Source organism: Streptantibioticus silvisoli, from assembly GCF_027947535.2.
GTDB classification, from domain to species: Bacteria; Actinomycetota; Actinomycetes; order Streptomycetales; family Streptomycetaceae; genus Streptantibioticus_C; species Streptantibioticus_C silvisoli.
Genome location: NZ_JAAGKO020000007.1, coordinates 138,927 through 155,449 on the forward strand (window position 1 = coordinate 138,927; position 16,523 = coordinate 155,449).

The following is a 16,523-nucleotide window of genomic DNA, read 5'->3' on the forward strand; positions in this document are numbered from 1 at the left end:
CCGGTGCGCGCGCTGCTCGCCCACCGCGACGTGCGGATATCGCTCGCCGGCCAGGTACTGTCCACGCTCGGCGACAACGCCCTGTGGATCGCGCTGGGCATCTGGATCAAGATGCTCACCGGCAGTTCCCCGGCCGCGGGTCTGAGCTTCTTCATGTTCACCGCCGGCTCGCTGGTCTCCCCGGCCGGCGGCCTGGTCGTCGACCGCTGCCGCCGCCGTCCGGCACTGGTGGCGCTCAACCTGCTGGCCGCGGTGCTGCTGACCCCGCTGCTGCTGGTGCGCGGCCGCGGCGACATCTGGCTGATCTACGCGGTCATGTTCGGCTACGGGGTGATGGCCGGCGTCATCGGCGGGGCGCAGACCGCGCTGACCCAGGCCATCGTGCCGCGGGAGCTGCTCGGCGAGGTCAACGCGCTGTCGCAGACGCTGCTCCAGGGCCTTCGGCTGGTGAGCCCGCTGATCGGCGCCGGCCTGCTGACCGCGGTCGGCGCCCGGCCGCTGGTGCTCGGGGACGCGGCCACCTTCGTACTGTGCGCGGGCCTGATGTGCCTGCTGGCGGTGCGCGAGGACCGGCCGGAACGGACCACGGAACGGATGTGGTCCCAACTGACCGGCGGCGTACGGCACATCGCGGGCGTTCCGGTGCTGCGGCGGCTGGTGGCGGCCACCGCGCTGGCGATCGTGGGGTTCGGCTTCTCCGAGACGGTGGTCTTCGCGGTGGCCGGCCAGGGGCTGCACCGGGCGCCGTCGTTCGTCGGCGTGCTGGACAGCGCGCAGGGCGTGGGCGCGATCGTCGCCGGAGTGCTGGCCGCCCGGCTGATGCGGCGGCTCGGCGAGGCGGCCATGGTGACGCTCGGCCTGGTCGTGTGCGGTGCCGGGTTCGCCCTGAACGCCGTCCCGTTGACGGCGGTGGTGCTGCTCGGCGTGGCGCTGGTCGGCGCCGGCACCCCGCTGATCGTCGTCGCCCTGCTGACCGTCATGCAACGCCGCACGCCCGCCCGGCTGATGGGCCGGGTCGACACCGCGGTCGGCGTGATGATCTCCGCCCCGCAGACCGCCGCCATCGGGGTCGGCGCCGCCCTGCTGTCGGTCGTCGGCTTCCGCGCCCTGCTCGCCGCGATGACGGTGACCTTGCTGGCGGCCGCGGTGTACGTGCGTGTGGGGGCGCGGGATGAGGTGGTGGACGGTGAGGTGGTGGACGGTGCCGGGGTTGGCGGTGCGGTTGCTGAGGGCGCCGGGGTTGGCGGTGCGGTGGTTGGCGGAGGAGTGGCTGACGGTGCCGGGGCGGACGGCGTGGTGGCCGGTGCCGTTGGGCCGGGCGGCGGCATCCTGTGAGGGGCGTGACGCGACTTCGCGGCTGATTCCGTCCAGCGGATACCGTGTTTCCCCATCCCCTTCCGCAGGAGGCACAACAGATGGATCTCGGACTGGCTGGGCGCGTCTACCTGGTGACCGGCGGTACTTCCGGGCTGGGCCGGGCGACCGCCGAGGCGCTGGTGGCGGAGGGGGCGCGGGTGGTCGTCTCCTCGCGCGATCCGCAGAAGGTCGCGAACACCGCGGCCGAACTCGGGGAGAACGCGATCGGTGTGCCGGTCGACAACGCCGACCCCGACGCCGCGGCCCGCCTCACCGACGCGGCCCTGACCGCGTTCGGCCGGATCGACGGCGCACTCATCAGCGTCGGCGGCCCGCCCGCCGGAACGGCGACCACCATCGCCGACGAGGTGTGGCGGCAGCAGTTCGACGCGATCTTCCTCGGCGCGCTGCGGATCGTCCGGCACCTGGCACCGCTGCTGGACGTCGCCACCGGCCGGGAGGACGGCGGGGCGATCGCGCTGGTGCTCTCCAGTTCGGTCAAGACGCCGATCCCCGGCCTGTCGGTCTCCAACGGGCTGCGCGCGGGCCTGGCGATGATGACGAAGGACCTCGCCGACGAACTCGGCCCCCAGGGCACCCGGGTGCTCACCGTGGTGCCCGGCCGCATCCTGACCGCCCGCACCGTGGAACTCGAAGGCGGCGACCCCCGGGCCCGGGAGCGCAGCGAGGCCACCATTCCGCTGCGCCGGCTCGGCCGCCCGGAGGAGTACGGGCGGATCGCCGCCGTCATGCTCTCCCCCGTCGCCTCCTACGTCACCGGCTCGATCATCCCGGTCGACGGCGGGATGCTGCGGTCGCTGTAGGACGGCACTCCGCGAACCGCGGGCCGGCACGGATGCGGATGCGGATGCGGATGCGAACGGCGTGAGCCGGTTTCGGCGTCGGTCGGTGTCGGCACGTTTCGGCGTGGACCCGTTTCGGCGTGAGCCAACCGCGTCACCTGCGGTGGGCTTCGGTCCTACGGTCCGCTTGCTCGCGTCGCGGCTCGCCTGCGGCGCACCTTCGGCTGCGCCGGGCTTTCGGTTATGGTGCGCGATCATGAGTGCTGAGATCACCATCGCTTCCACCGCCGACGACGAGTTGGCCGAGGACTTCGCACGACTGCTCCCGCAGCTGTCCCGCTCCGCGAAACCGCTGGACGCGGCCGCCCTGTCCCGCGTCATGCGGCACGACGCGAACACCGTGCTGGTCGCCCGGGTCGACGGCCGCGTCGTCGGCACGCTCACCCTCGTCGTCTTTCCCCTGCCGACCGGTATCCGCGCCTGGATCGAGGACGTCGTCGTCGACGACGCCGCCCGTGGCCACGGGGTCGGCGCCGCTCTCACCGAAGCGGCCATCGACCTGGCCCACGAGGCCGGCGCGGTCTCCGTCGACCTCACCTCCCGGCCGTCCCGCGTCGCCGCGAACCGGCTCTACCAGCGCGTGGGGTTCGTCGCCCGCGAGACGACGGTCTACCGCCACCGGTGACCTCCGGCGGTTCGCCGCATCCCCCTCGCACCGGTGCGCTCGGTTTCTTCGGCGGCTGAGCTTGCATCCTTCGGTGCGCTCTCACCCTCCGGTGCGCTGGGCTTCTGTCGGGGGGGTGGTGGGGGTCGTTGTCCTGCGCCTGGGTTGTTCGTGGGTCGGGGCCGGGCGGGGCGGGTCCCGGTGGGCCGACATATTTACGGCCCCCGCCTCCGCCGTTCGCAGACTCGACGGCGCACACGGGGGCCACAAATATGCGACAGCGCCCACCTCTGGACCCACCCCACCCGGCCCGCTCCCGTTTTCTCGCGACGCGCAGCAACGTTGGGGTGGGGAGGGAAAGGAAAACCTGGGCCATCGGGCTCAGCGGGGCCGGACAGCAAGGGGAGGGCCTCCCTCGCTGCTCCCGTTGCGTCGCTGCACGCTTCGGACAGCGGAACGGCCGCCCCTTGGGGCGGCCGTTCCCTTCGCAGCGGGCGGTCAGCCCATCGGGTCCTTGGCCGGGGTTGCCGCGTCCGTCGTGTCGGGGATCACCAGCTCGCTGAGCGCCACACCCGCCTCACCGGAGACCGCCGCGAGTTCGGAGCCCAGCGACTCCACCGCCGCGGCGGGCTTGCTGCGGCCGGTGAGCATGGAGGCCACCGCGGCGACCACGCAGGCGGCGACCGCGAACCAGAAGGCGATGACCAGGCCCTGGTGGAAGGGGCCGGAGATCAGGTGGGGGAAGAAGCTCTTCCCGGTGATCGAGGCGCCCTTGTCCGGCAGGCTGGACAGGTGGCCGGCCAGCAGTTGCTGGAACGGGTTGTAGCCGAGGAACGCGGCGAACAGCACCGCGATCGGCGGCAGTTGGGCGATCTGGTGGGCCTCGGCGACCGGCACGCCGTGCTGGACCAGGCCGGTCTGCATGGTGTGCGGCAGGGTGTGCGAGAGGCCGGTGACCATCAGGCTGAAGAAGATGCCGATGGACAGCACCATCGAGGAGTTCTGGAAGGTCGCCGTCATGCCGGCGCCGACGCCGCGCGACTCGGCCGGGACCGCGTTCATGATCTCGGCGCGGTTCGGCGAGGCGAACAGGCCGGAGCCGAGACCGTTGACCAGGATCAGCAGGGCGAACGCCCAGTAGGAGAAGTTGGTCGGCAGCGTCATCAGGGCCAGGAAGCTGGCCGCGGTGAGCAGCGCGCCGCCCACGGTGAAGGCGCGGGCGCCGAACCGGTCGGACAGCCAGCCGGACAGCGGCGCCGACAGCAGGAAGCCGATGGTCAGCGGGATCATGTAGATGCCCGCCCACAGCGGCGTCTTCTCGAAGCTGTAGCCGTGCAGCGGCAGCCAGATGCCCTGGAGCCAGATGATCAGCATGAACTGCAGGCCACCGCGGCCGAGCGCGGTCAGCAGGCTGGCGATGTTGCCGGCGGTGAAGGCGCGTACCCGGAAGAGGGTGAGCCGGAAGAGCGGTTCCTTGACGCGCATCTCGATGATGACGAACGCGATCAGGACGACGACGCCGCCGATCAGCTCCGCCAGGACCTTCGGGTTGCTCCAGCCCATCGTGCTGGAGCCGTAGGGCTGGATGCCGTACGTGATGCCGACGAGCACCGAGATCAGGCCGACGGCGAAGGTGATGTTGCCCCACCAGTCCATCCGGGCCTTGCGGCGCACACCGGTGTCGCGGAGCTTGAGGTAGGCCCAGATGGTGCCGAAGATGCCGAACGGCACCGACACCAGGAAGATCATCTTCCAGTTCACCGGCGCGAGCACGCCGCCGAGGATCAGGCCGATGAAGGAGCCGGCGATGGCGGCGATGGAGTTGATGCCCAGCGCGGTGCCGCGCTGCTTGGCGGGGAAGGCGTCGGTGAGGATCGCCGTGGAGTTGGCGAACAGCAGCGCGCCGCCGATGCCCTGCACGACACGCCAGCCGATCAGCCACAACGCACCCGCGCTGCCGTGCAGCCAGGTGAGTGACAACGCGATGGAGCACAGGGTGAAGACCGCGAACCCCATGTTGTACATGCGGACACGGCCGAACATGTCACCCAGCCGCCCGAAGGTGACCACCAGCACCGCGGTGACCACCATGAAGCCCATCAGCATCCACAGCAGATAGCTGGTGTTGGCCGGGTCGAGCGGGTTGAGGTGGATGCCCCGGAAGATGTCCGGCAGGGCGATGAGCACGATCGACTGGTTGATCATCACCATCAGGACACCGAGGGTGGTGTTCGACAGGGCGATCCACTTGTACGCGCCCCCGGGTCCGGTCGCCGCTTCCGGCGTCCCGCCCGAAGCGGTGTCGGATATAGCCACTTCTGCGATTCCTCATCCCTTCCCCGCGGGTCGCCCTCGGGGGAGTTCGTTGGTTGACGCAGCTAACTTTATCGCGCTCCTGAGCGAGATACGTGCCACCTCCAAGAAGTTCGCGTTACCGTAACGTCCGCAAATCAGTACCAGTAGGGGTCATAGCGAGCCAAAAGTGACACGAGTCACGGCCGGCCGGTCGGCCGCCGGTCGATGCGGCGCTCGGTCAGCGCCCAGCCCAGCAGTGGTCCGGCGTAGATGACGAACCCGATGCCGATGAGCCAGGACTGCACCACCAGCACGGTGCCGATCGGCCCGTAGGAGACGGCGCTGGAGGCGATCCACGGCGAGAAGACGAAGTGGGAGAAGAACCGCAGGCCCGCCAGGCCGGCGACGGTGGCCAGCGCGCCGGGGAACAGCGCGGCGGGCCGGACCCGGCCGCACAGCAGGAAGTACTGGAGCCACCAGAAGAACAGCAGGCCGCCCAGCACGGTGACCGTCAGCCGGAAGGCCGGCTCCACCGGGGTGCCGGACATCAGCGCGCCGCTGTTGGCGGCGGCCAGCAGGTAGCCAACCAGCACCGACAGCGCGATCGCCCGGCGCCAGGTGGCGTGCCAGGGCGCGGCGACCAGGCCCCAGACGCGTTCGTAGCCGACCTGGACAGAGGCGACGAAGGTGACCCCGAAGACCGAGGCGGCCACCACACTGATGGCGGTGGTGGTCGACAGCACCCGGGCCGGCGGGCTGAACAGCACGTCGACCGCGTCGGCGGACCGGCCCGCGACGCCGAGGCCGGCCCGCATCCAGCTGACGAAGCCGCCGGCGCCGCCGGAGGCCGCCGCGATGACGATGAGCAGCGGCACCAGCGTGACCAGGCCGAGCGCGGAGAAGCCCAGCGCGCGGTGCATCAGCTCCATCTCCCGGCCGGTGTCCCACAGCCGCAGCACCACCCGTACCGGCCACGATTCGTGCCGCCGCGCGCTTTCCGGCACGGAACTCATCGGCCTTCCTCCCCGGCGGTGGGACGGGCGGCGCGGCAGCCGCGCGATAGGCGGCGCCGCGGGGAACGGCTTCAGCATGCCGCACCGGCCGCCGAGCGGGCGGACCAACGCACGGCGCGGCCCGGACGCATCCCCCCACCAGCGGTTTCGGGCCACAGGATTTCCACATGATTGGCGGCTACCGTGCCGCGTGCGCGATCATGCGGTCCGATGATCATCACGGATGGTGGTCACGTGGGCGATGGCCGGTGACACCGAGCGAGGGACTTGCGATGGACCAGGGGGCAGTTCTTGCCGGACGGTACGCGGTGGCCGGGCTCCTGGGGGCCGGCGGCATGGCCGAGGTGTACCGGGCGCACGACCTGCGGCTGGACCGGGACGTCGCGGTCAAGGTGCTGCGGGCGGCCCAGGCGGGCGACGCCGCGTTCCGCATCCGGTTCCGCCGCGAGGCGCTGGCCGCCGCGTCGCTGAACCACCCGCGCATCGTCGCGGTCTTCGACGCCGGCGACGAGGCGGGCGGCACCGAGCCGCCGTTCATCGTCATGGAGTACGTCGAGGGCCACACCCTGTCCGACCTGGTACGCGACAGCTCCGGGCTGGACGTGGAGCAGGCGCTGCGGCTGACCACCGGCGTGCTGGACGCGCTGGAGCACGCCCACGAGCACGGCATCGTGCACCGCGACATCAAGCCCGCCAACGTGATGCTGTCGGAACGCGACGGTGTGAAGGTGATGGACTTCGGCATCGCCCGGCCGGTCGGGGTGAGCGGGATGACGGTGACCGGGACCGCCATGGTGGTGGGCACCGCCGAGTACCTGTCGCCCGAGCAGGCCCGCGGGCTCGCGGTGGACGCGCGCTGCGACCTGTACTCCGCCGGCTGCCTGCTGTACGAGCTGCTGACCGGCCGGCCGCCGTTCGTCGCCGAGTCACCGCTGGCGGTGGCGTGGAAGCACGTCGAGGAGGAGCCGCTCGCACCGTCCACCCATGTGCCCGGCATCCCGGCGGCCTGCGACGCGGTGGTGCTGCGGGCGCTGGCCAAGGACCGCGAGGACCGCTACCCGGACGCCGCCGCGATGCGCGCGGCCGTCCAGGCGGCGCTGCGCGCCCCGCACGAGGTGCCGGCCGGCACCGCCCGGTTCCCGGCCGCCGCGACCGCCGCAGCCCCGGTCGCCGGCCGGTCGGCCGGCGTCGCCCACTCCCCCACCGCGACCGCGCCCGCACCGCGCGCGGCCGGCGGCCGGGCGGCCGGGCGCCGGCCGCCCCGCCGCGGCCGGCGGACCGCCCTGGCGGCCTCCGCGATCGTCCTGGTGGCCGCCGCCGCGCTGGGCGTGCACGCGCTGAGCGCCGGCGGCACGGGCGGCACGGCCGCCGGCGCCGGTGCCGGCACGGGGACCGGTACCGGGACCACGGCCACCGGCAAGCAAATGGAGCAGGCGCCCGACCTGCGCGGGCAGACCATGACGCAGGCCCGCCGCCAGGTCCTCGCCCGCCACCTGCGGCTGGCCGGTGTGCGGCTCGGTGACTGCCCGGCGCTGCCCGGCGGCCGGCAGGTGTGCTCCCAGCAGCCCGCCCCCGGCAGCCGGGTCACGGCCGGCACCGGCATCAGCGTCCAGATCTCCGCCAAGCGCCACTGACCGGCCGGCCCGGCGAAGCAGGAGTCCGGCCGGGCCGAATCTGTCCGGAAGTCGCGCTTCGCAACACCGCGCCGACGGTCAAGACTCAGCCTCCGTACGGGAGTCGGCCGCCGGGCGCGGGCCGGGGACGGACCGGCGACGCACGAGGTCAACGGAAGGTTCTCGCGCTGTTCACCCACGCGGTTCGGGGAGTTGGCGGCCGACGGGCGACACTCCCCGCAGACGTTCCGGACGAACCGTTGTCGGACAGCTGGGAGACAGGCACTTCATGACGACCGTCAATCGCCGCCGCTTCATGCAACTGGCCGGTGGCACCGCCGCCGCCTCCATGATGTCGGCCGGCATCGCCCGCGCGGCGTCGATTCCGGCCAACCGGCGCACCGGCTCGATCAAGGACGTCGAGCACATCGTCGTCCTGATGCAGGAGAACCGCGCCTTCGACCACTACTTCGGCACGTTGCGCGGGGTGCGCGGCTTCGGCGACCCGCGGCCGGTGACACTGCCCAACGGCAAGCCGGTGTGGTACCAGTCCGACGGCACCCGCGACGTGCTGCCGTTCCACCCGGACGCGCAGAACCTGGGCCTTCAGTTCCTCCAGGACCTCGACCACGGATGGGACACCGGCCACCAGGCGTTCAACAACGGCGCCTACGACAGCTGGGTTCCGGCCAAGACGCCGACCACGATGGCGCACCTGGAACGCGCGGACATCCCGTACCACTACGCGCTGGCCGACGCCTTCACCATCTGCGACTCCTACCACTGCTCGCTGCTCGGCCCGACCGACCCCAACCGGTACTATCAGTGGACCGGTTGGGTGGGCAACAACGGCAAGGGCGGCGGCCCGGTCATCAACAACGCCGAACTCGGCTACGACTGGACGACGTACCCCGAACGCCTGGAGGCGGCCGGGGTGTCGTGGAAGGTCTACCAGGACGTCGGCGACGGGCTGGACGCGGCCGGCGGCTGGGGCTGGATCCAGGACGCCTACCGGGGCAACTACGGCGACAACTCGCTGCTGTACTTCAACAGTTACCGCAACGCCCAGCCCGGCGACCCGCTGTACGACAAGGCCCGTACCGGCACCGACGCGGCGGCCGGCGACGGCTTCTTCGACGTGCTGAAGGCCGACGTGCTGGGCGGGAAGCTGCCGTCCGTGTCCTACGTCGTGGCGCCCGAGGCGTTCTGCGAACACCCCAACTGGCCGGCGAACTACGGCGCCTGGTACATCTCGCAGGTGCTGGACGCGCTCACCGCCGACCCGGAGGTGTGGAGCAGGACGGCGCTGTTCATCACCTACGACGAGAACGACGGGTTCTTCGACCACATGGTGCCGCCGACCGCGCCGACGAGTGCCGCCCAGGGGGCCTCGACCGCCGACATCTCGAACGAGATCTGGCACGCCACCACCGCCGACCCCGAGGTCACCGGCCCGTACGGCCTGGGCAACCGGGTGCCGATGCTGGTGGTCTCGCCATGGAGCAAGGGCGGCTGGGTCTGCTCCGAGGTCTTCGACCACACCTCGATCATCCGGTTCATCGAGCAGCGCTTCGGCGTGCGGGAGCCGAACATCACCCCGTGGCGGCGGGCGGTCTGCGGTGACCTGACGGCCGCGTTCGACTTCGGGCGCACCGACGTGAAGGTTCCCGGGCTGCCCGGCACCGGCGACTACCAGCCGCTGGACCACGACCGCCACCCCGACTACGTGCCCGTCCCGCCGGCCGACCCGCGGCTGCCGGTCCAGGAGCCCGGCACCCGCCCGGCCCGGCCGCTGGCCTACGACCTGTCGGCGGACGCCAGCGTCGGCGCCCAGCACGGCACGCTGTCGCTGGAGTTCGCCGCGCACGGCCCGCTCGGCGCCAACTTCCACGTCCGCTCCGCCACACACACCGACGGCCCGTGGACGTACACCGTCGGCGCCGGCCAGGAACTGACCGGTTCGTGGAGCCTGGCGTCCGGTGCGACCGGCGCGTACGGCTTCACCGTGCACGGCCCGAACGGCTTCTTCCAGGAGCTGAACGGCACGCTGGCGGACGCCGGCCCCGAGGTCACCGCCCGGCACGACGCCCGCACCGGGAAGGTCCGGCTGACGCTCGCCAACACCGGCCCGCGCACCGTCCGGCTGACCGTGCGGGACGGCTACGGCCACGAGGCGCCCGCAGTGGTCACGCTGCGCCCGGGAGCCTGGCTGACCCGCACCGCCGACCCGGCGCGCTCCGGCGGCTGGTACGACCTGTCGGTCACCAGCGACCAGGACGGCACGTTCCTGCGCCGGCTGGCCGGCCACGTGGACACCGGCGCACCGTCGATCAGCGACCCGGCGATCGGCGGCCACTGACTTCCGGGGCCGGCGGAGGGTGGGCCGCCGGCCCGGAGCGGTGGGCCGGAGCGGTGCGCCGGAGCGGTGCGCCGGTCGGAGCGGTGCGCCGGAGCGGTGCGGGGGCCTTCCGGGGGCCGGTGCGGCGATCGGCGGCGTGCGAGGGGGCACCGCCGCCGGGGCCGTGGCGGTGGCGGGGTGGTCCGCGCGGCGGGGCCGGGGTCAGCGGGGGTAGACCTGGAAGGCGACGGCGAGGCGGCTGCCGAAGGCCTGGCCGGCGGCGGTGAGGGTGTCGGTGAGGAAGGCGCGGGCGTACTCGGCCGGGGTCTCCCGGACACCGAGCCCGGTGATGTAGGCGTGGTGCTCGGCGAGCGAGGCGACGGCGGGTTCGAAACCGTCGGTGACCGCCACCGCGTGCGTCGGGTGCGGCGAGCCGGCCACCGCGGTCCAGCGCACCCCGTTCCACGCCCCCAGGCTCCGCCCGGGGGCCGTTTCCCGTCCGGTCTCCGGTTCCTGCCCGGTCTCCGTTTCCTGCCCGGCCCGCGTGTCCTGTCCGGTCCCCAGGTCCTGGAAGATCCACCGGTTTCCGGCGTCCCCGGCGGCGTCCAGCACGGCCCGGCCGACGACGCGGTGGTCGGGGGTGTTCCACCACGTGCCGCCCCAGGTGTCGTGGTGGTTGAGGGTGATCAGCAGCTCCGGGCGGTGCCGGCGGACGGCGGCGGCCAGGTCGCGGCGCAGCGCGGTACCGGCCTGCACGACGCCGTCGTGGTGGTCGAGGAACTCGACTGCGGTGACCCCGACCGCCGCCGCGCTCGCCCGCTGCTCCGCCTCACGGATCCGGGCGCACTCGTGCGGCTCCAGACCGTCGATGCCCGCCTCGCCCCGGGTGACCAGCACGTATCGCACGTCCTTGCCGGCCGCCGTCCACTGGGCGACGGCGGCGGACGCGCCGTATTCGAGGTCGTCCGGGTGGGCGACGATCGCCAGCGCGCGCTGCCAGTCGTCGGGCATCGGGTCGAGCTTGCGGTCCTCGGGCATCGGGCGCTCCCCGGGCGGGCGGCGACGGACGGACCACTCCAGCCTGCCCGACACCGGCCGCACCGGAAACTCGGGACGCGGCGCCGGGGAGGCTCGGGGACGGCTCGGCGTCGCGTCGGCGTCAGGCACGGGCCGGGTCGCGTCAGGAGCCGTACGCGGTCGTGCCTCACGCGGTCGTGCGGTCCGTCAGCGGTCCGGTCAGGGAGGCGGCCAACTCGGCGTCGTGGTAACGGAGTTCGGTCAGATAGGCGGCGGTGGCGGCGCGCAGGGAGCGGCGCAGGGCGGGCGGGGTCAGCTCGGCGACGAGGGTGGCGAGCAGCGGCGCGGTGACCTCGGGCGGGAGCCGGTCTGCGCCCTTGGCGTGGTCGACGGGCAGGTCGTGGCGGACGCAGGCCAGGTCAAGGATGCGGTCGCGCAGGCTGTTGATCCAGTACGCGGCCCGCCACAGCTGTCCCCGGTCGACGGCAGCCGCCGCGTGCAGCACGTGGTGCCAGCCGTGGCCGGCCAGGCCGCCGGGGTCGGCGGGAGCGGGCGCCCGGGGCGCCGGATCGCCGAAGACGGTGTGGAAGGCACCGGCGCCGAGCGGGCCGAACGCGTCGGCCGGGGTAAAGCCGAGGTCGACCTCCAGCAGGTCGCCGAGCAGCAGGACGACGTAGACCGCCGCCCCCGCACGCAGTTCGAAGTGGTGCAGGGCGCCCAGCTCGCGGTGGGCGAACGCGGTCCACTCCCGCGCGGTCGCGGCGACCCGACCGGGGTCGGCGACCCCGAGGAACAGGTCGAGGTCCGACCAGCGGTCGACGGCACCCCGGGCGGTCGAGCCGGTGATCGCGGCGCCGGTGATCCGTTCGTCGGACCGGGCCCGCTCCAGCAGCAGCGCCGTGACCTGCTCGCGTCGTTCACCGGTGAACACCGGGCTGACCGTAGCGGCGGCTCAGCGGCGGGGCGCGGCGATTTCGGCGAGCAGGTCGGGCCCCCGCCAGCTGCGGGCCTGTTCCGGGCCGGCCGCCTCCATCAGCCGGATCAGCGTGATCAGCCGGGAGTTGGCGGGCGCGGGCAGGCCGTGCCGGGCGGCGAGGGCCACCACGGCGCCCTGGAGGTCGTCTATCTCGGTGGGACGGCCGCGCCGCAGGTCCTCCCAGGTGGAGGAGCGGGCCTGGGCGTCGATCCGCAGCGAGGCGCCGGCCAGCCGGCGGAAGAGCGCGTCGGGCAGCCGCAGCACGGCCGGGGTCCAGGCGGCCGGGATCGTGCCGAGCCGGGCCGGCCGCACACCGGCGGCGCGGAACGCGGCCAGCGCCTCGCCCTGGCACAGCGCGAGACACGCCCGGTAGGACCGTTCGCCGAGCTGGTCGCGCAGCGGCAGCCCGGACAGCGCGTTGATCGCGTTGTTGAGGTTCATCAGCAGCTTGGCGTGCTGGACCTCGCGCATGTCGGTGCGCGGCTGGACCGGGAGCCCGCCGGCCCGCAGCGCGGCGACCAGGTCCGTGGCCTGCGGCCGGTCGTCGAGCATGAGCGCGCCGCCGGAGCCCTGGTGGAAGGCGCCTGGGCCGTCGCGCAGCACGTTGTACGGGACCATGCCGGCCAGCACGGCGTGGCCGCCGAGCGCGGTGGTCAGGACGGCGGCGTTGCGCAGGCCGTTCTGGAAGCTGACGACGACGGTGCCCGGATCGAGGTGGGCGGCCATCCGGCGGGCGACCCCGGCGGTGTCGGCGGACTTGACGGTGACGAGCACGTAGTCGGCGCCGGCGACCGCTTCGGGGCCGGTGGCGGTGCGCAGCGCGCCGGCGGGGGTGTGCCGGGCGGGCCGACCGCCGCCGGTCAGCGTGACGCCTTCGGTGTCGATGACGCGCATGGCGTCCTCACGGCCGACCAGGGTGACGTCGGCGGTGGCGGCGAGGCTGCCGCCGAGGTGGCAGCCGATGCTTCCGGCGCCGTACACGACGACGCGTGGACGGGTCCGGGGGTGCGGCTCGGTACGGTGCTCGGGCGGCGTCATCGGGCGGGTCTCCAGGGCATGCGGTCGGCGGGCTGCCCGTCGCACCGCCTCGGTCGTCCCCCGAAGCGGCGTGCGGGCTCGGGCCGTTGAGAATTCTCCCCGCCACCCGCCCGCGCCGTCACGCCGGGGTGCCACTCGGCGGCGCGAGCCGTTCGCTCGGGGGGTGGGCCGGGCGGCGTCCGGGGGGCGTTGGGGATGCGTTGGGCGACTGACCGGGGGTTCGCCGGGCGTTCGCCGGGGGTTTGCCGGGATCACGGCTGGGGTTCATCGGGGGTTCACCGGGAGGGCGCCGGGGGCGGGACTCCGCCGGGAGCGCCGGGGCGGGACCCTGCCGGGAGATCGCGGACTCGTCGCGGGGCCCGGCGGCTTGCCGGCGGGACGGGCTCGTCTCCCGGGTGCTCGGGGGCGGGGACTTCCGCGGTACGCGGGCGGCTCGGCGGGGAGGTTCGCGGTGCCCCGGCGGCTCGGTGGCGGGAGCTCTCCGGGGCCGGTCGGCTCGGCTCCCGGGGCGGGCGCTCGGGGACAGGGACTTCTGCGGTGCGCGGCTTGACGGCGTTCTTCCCGGTCTTGGGCGGCGGCGGGGAGGTTCGCGGTGCCCCGGCGGCTCAGTGGCGGGAGCTCTCCGGGGCCGGTCGGCTCGGCTCGGCACCGGAGCCGCATCGACTGTCGCCGGGACTGCTCCGGGGAGCCGCAGCGGCCCTCGCCGGGACCGGCGACACCTCGCGGCCGGGTCCGTTCGGCCCGTCACCGGGGCCCCGGCTCACCGGCCGGCCCCCAGCTCGTTACCGGGACCCCTCCGGCCGCTCCGGCCCGTCACTCCGCCGCCCGTACCGCGATCCGGCGACGTACCGCCGATCCCCGCGCCACCCCGGAGCGGACCGCACGCCCTGCCGTCGGCCCGGCCGGCCGCACGGCGCCGTGTCGGGCGGGTCAGGCGGTCTTGGTGGGGTCGTGGCCCAGGGCCATCAGTTCGCCGCGGCGGATGTCGGGGTCGGTGCCGTCGGGGTCGGCTTCGACCTGGTCGACGACGGCGTACATGGTGCTGATGTCCTCGCCGGTGAGGTCGGCGCGGCGTTTGTGGAGGATGGCGAGGACCCGTTCGCCCTCGCCGGTGTCGGTGCCGTCGGGCAGTGCGCCGAGCCAGGCGCCCAGCTCCATCGACGTCATGTTGACGACCTGGTGGAACTCCTCCCAGAGCGCGTCGAGTTCGAGGACGGAGATGCCGTCGGGGGTGTCGGTCACGGGCTGCCTCCCGGGTGTGCGGTGGGGGTGGGCGGCGCCTTCCCGGCGTCGGCGGGCGGCAAACCCGGCGGTCGGCGAACGGACGAGGCGGTGGCACGGCGAACGCTCCGGACGGCGGCCGGGCGGGCGACCCCGGCGGTGGCTGGAAACGGCCCCGCCGAAAGCCCGGCGGGCGGTCCCCGCAGCCACGCGCGGCTGCCACGCACGCGGCAGCCACGCACGCGACGGGCGGAGGCCGGACGAGCGCGTCCTGACGCCGGCACGGCGAGCGGGCGGCGGGCGCGGTGACGCGGCGGGCGCGCGGCGGACCGGGTGCCCCTACGGATGGGCTCACGCCGTCGATCGGCCCCGCCGATCCGCACCGGCGATCCACACCGCCGATCCACCCTGGCCTTCGACCCCGGAACCGCATCGCGATCGGCCCCCACGCCCCGCCCGCGATTTACTCCCGCCCAGATGTGCGATTGTCATCATTTCGGGTAAACATCCACAATGAGCACCATTCCTCAGATGTCGGAATCGTATTGGGCGCAGACCGCCGACGCGCGGCCGTACCCGGCGCTGGATGAGGACATCAACGCCGACGTGGCAGTGGCGGGCGGTGGGATGGCGGGGGTGTGCGCGGCGTGGGAGCTGGCCCGGCTCGGCCGGTCGGTGGTGGTGCTGGAGGCGGAACGGGTGGCGGGCGGGGTCACCGGGCACACCACGGGCAAGCTCAGCGTCCAGCACGGGCTGGTGTACGCCCGGCTGCGCGAGGCGCTCGGCCCGGCGGCTGCGCGGATGTACGCGGAATCGCAGGCCGACGCGGTCGAGCATGTGGTGGCCACGGCGGCCGAGCTGGGCGTGCGGTGCGGGATCGAGCGGCGGCCGGCCTGGGTCTACGCGGCCGAACCCGGGGCGGCGGCCGGGCAGGACGCGGCGGTGGCGGCGGAGGCGGCCGCGGCGCGGGAGGCGGGCGTGCCGGCGGAGCTGTTCGACACGGCCGACCTGCCGTTCCCGACCGGGGCGGCGCTGCGGGTCGGCGACCAGGTCCAGTTCCATCCGCGCCGCTATCTGCTGGCGCTCGCCGACGACCTGGCCCGGCACGGTGGTCGCGTCTTCGAGAACACCCGGGTGACCGGTCTGCACGAGGGCCGCCCGGTCCGGGTGACGACGTCGGCCGGTCACACGGTGACGGCGGCGGACGTGGTGCTGGCGACGCACTACCCGGTCCTCGACGGCTCGACGGCGTTCACCCGGCTGATCCCGCGCCGCGAGCTGGTCGTCGCGAGCCCGGTGGACGCCGGGCGGGCGCCGGACGGAATGTACATGACGCCGTTCGGCGGTGTCCGGTCGGTGAGCGGCGCGCCGCTGGACGGCGGGCGGCGGCTGCTGATCGTGGCGGGCGAGCGCTCCAGGACGGGCGATCCGGGGGTCACGGCGCGGTTCGGCCGGCTGGCGGCGTGGGCGCGGGAACGGTTCGGGGTGCGGGCGTTCTCGCACCACTGGGCGACGCAGGACAACTGGACGACCGACGGCGTGCCGTACGTGGGCCGTTTCCGGCCGTCCTCCCGCCATGTCTACGTGGCCACCGGGTTCGGCGGCTGGGGGCTGAGCGGCGGGGCGATGGCGGGCCGGCTGCTGGCGGACCTGGTGTGGGACGGGGAGGCCGAGTGGTCCGCGCTCTACGATCCGCGCCGGGCGCGGCCGGCGGGGGGCTCCGGAGTCGCGGGGGCCTCCGGAATCGCGGGGGGCGCCGGAGCCGCGGGGGCTGCCGGTGCCGCGAAGGCCACCGGGGCCGCAGGAGAGATCGGAACCGCGGGGGCGGGGAGGGCCGCGGAGGTGACCGGTTCCGCGGATCGCGGAGCGCCAGCGGTGCCCCGGGCCTTCGCCGACGATCCGCTGCCGGCGGCGCACGGTCCGCAGGGGATGGCGGCGATCGAACCGGGCGGCGGTGCGGTGGTGCGGTTGCACGGGCTGCCGTGCGCGATCCACCGCGACGACGTCGGCGCGCTGCACGCGGTGAGCGCGGTCTGCCCGCACCTGGGGTGCCTGGTGGCGTTCAACGACGCGGAACTCAGCTGGGACTGCCCCTGCCACGGGTCACGGTTCGGCACCGACGGCCGGCTGCTGAACGGCCCGGCGACCGCGCCGCTGGAGCAGCGCGACCCCGGGCCCGGGTGAGCCGG

The 16,523-nt window shown here is 74.0% G+C and carries 12 protein-coding genes; 6 read left to right on the forward strand and 6 right to left on the reverse strand.

Features of this window, described 5'->3' with window-relative positions; translation table 11 throughout:
• The first annotated feature begins 3 nt into the window (after nucleotides 1-3).
• The 3 genes from POF43_RS07695 (at nucleotide 4) to POF43_RS07705 (ending at nucleotide 2,844) form a co-directional block, all read left to right on the forward strand.
• Complete coding sequence (locus POF43_RS07695) at nucleotides 4-1,335, forward strand: MFS transporter (RefSeq protein ID WP_271325262.1); 1,332 nt, start codon at nucleotides 4-6, stop codon at nucleotides 1,333-1,335.
• 80 nt (nucleotides 1,336-1,415) lie between these two features.
• Nucleotides 1,416-2,180 carry an SDR family NAD(P)-dependent oxidoreductase gene (locus POF43_RS07700; protein WP_271317639.1) on the forward strand — a complete coding sequence of 255 codons (765 nt, stop codon included), beginning with the start codon at nucleotides 1,416-1,418 and terminating at the stop codon, nucleotides 2,178-2,180.
• Between the two features lie 235 nt (nucleotides 2,181-2,415).
• Nucleotides 2,416-2,844 (forward strand): GNAT family N-acetyltransferase, encoded by a 429-nt coding sequence (locus POF43_RS07705; RefSeq protein WP_271317638.1) that lies wholly within the window; start codon nucleotides 2,416-2,418, stop codon nucleotides 2,842-2,844.
• Between the two features lie 477 nt (nucleotides 2,845-3,321).
• Here POF43_RS07705 and POF43_RS07710 read toward each other — a convergent pair whose 3' ends face one another.
• The gene (locus POF43_RS07710; RefSeq protein WP_372515897.1) at nucleotides 3,322-5,133 is read right to left on the reverse strand and encodes an MFS transporter; all 1,812 of its coding nucleotides are present in this window, start codon (nucleotides 5,131-5,133) and stop codon (nucleotides 3,322-3,324) included.
• Between the two features lie 182 nt (nucleotides 5,134-5,315).
• On the reverse strand, nucleotides 5,316-6,131 hold the full coding sequence (locus POF43_RS07715) for a YhjD/YihY/BrkB family envelope integrity protein (RefSeq protein WP_271316541.1): 816 nt from the start codon (nucleotides 6,129-6,131) through the stop codon (nucleotides 5,316-5,318).
• A 272-nt stretch (nucleotides 6,132-6,403) separates the two neighbouring features.
• Between POF43_RS07715 and POF43_RS07720 the strand changes: the two genes are divergently transcribed.
• Nucleotides 6,404-7,765 (forward strand): protein kinase domain-containing protein, encoded by a 1,362-nt coding sequence (locus POF43_RS07720; RefSeq protein WP_271324576.1) that lies wholly within the window; start codon nucleotides 6,404-6,406, stop codon nucleotides 7,763-7,765.
• Between the two features lie 268 nt (nucleotides 7,766-8,033).
• Entirely contained in the window at nucleotides 8,034-10,103 is a 2,070-nt protein-coding gene (locus POF43_RS07725) for a phosphocholine-specific phospholipase C (protein WP_271324577.1), read from the forward strand.
• A gap of 201 nt (nucleotides 10,104-10,304) precedes the next feature.
• On the opposite strand, the gene POF43_RS07730 is transcribed toward POF43_RS07725, so the two are convergent.
• The 4 genes from POF43_RS07730 to POF43_RS07745 all read right to left on the reverse strand — a co-directional run bounded on the left by POF43_RS07730 (nucleotide 10,305) and on the right by POF43_RS07745 (nucleotide 14,355).
• Nucleotides 10,305-11,120, reverse strand: a complete 816-nt coding sequence (locus POF43_RS07730; protein WP_271325545.1) for a PIG-L deacetylase family protein — start codon at nucleotides 11,118-11,120, stop codon at nucleotides 10,305-10,307.
• A 166-nt stretch (nucleotides 11,121-11,286) separates the two neighbouring features.
• Complete coding sequence (locus POF43_RS07735; RefSeq protein WP_271325544.1) at nucleotides 11,287-12,030, reverse strand: nucleotidyltransferase domain-containing protein; 744 nt, start codon at nucleotides 12,028-12,030, stop codon at nucleotides 11,287-11,289.
• Nucleotides 12,031-12,051: 21 nt separating this feature from the next.
• The gene (locus tag POF43_RS07740) at nucleotides 12,052-13,113 is read right to left on the reverse strand and encodes a 2-dehydropantoate 2-reductase (protein WP_271325543.1); all 1,062 of its coding nucleotides are present in this window, start codon (nucleotides 13,111-13,113) and stop codon (nucleotides 12,052-12,054) included.
• Between the two features lie 930 nt (nucleotides 13,114-14,043).
• Nucleotides 14,044-14,355: a DUF3140 domain-containing protein gene (locus POF43_RS07745; protein WP_271318721.1), complete on the reverse strand. Its 312-nt coding sequence runs from the start codon at nucleotides 14,353-14,355 to the stop codon at nucleotides 14,044-14,046.
• A gap of 510 nt (nucleotides 14,356-14,865) precedes the next feature.
• Between POF43_RS07745 and POF43_RS07750 the strand changes: the two genes are divergently transcribed.
• Nucleotides 14,866-16,518 carry an FAD-dependent oxidoreductase gene (locus tag POF43_RS07750; protein WP_282704472.1) on the forward strand — a complete coding sequence of 551 codons (1,653 nt, stop codon included), beginning with the start codon at nucleotides 14,866-14,868 and terminating at the stop codon, nucleotides 16,516-16,518.
• Nucleotides 16,519-16,523: the final 5 nt, after the last annotated feature.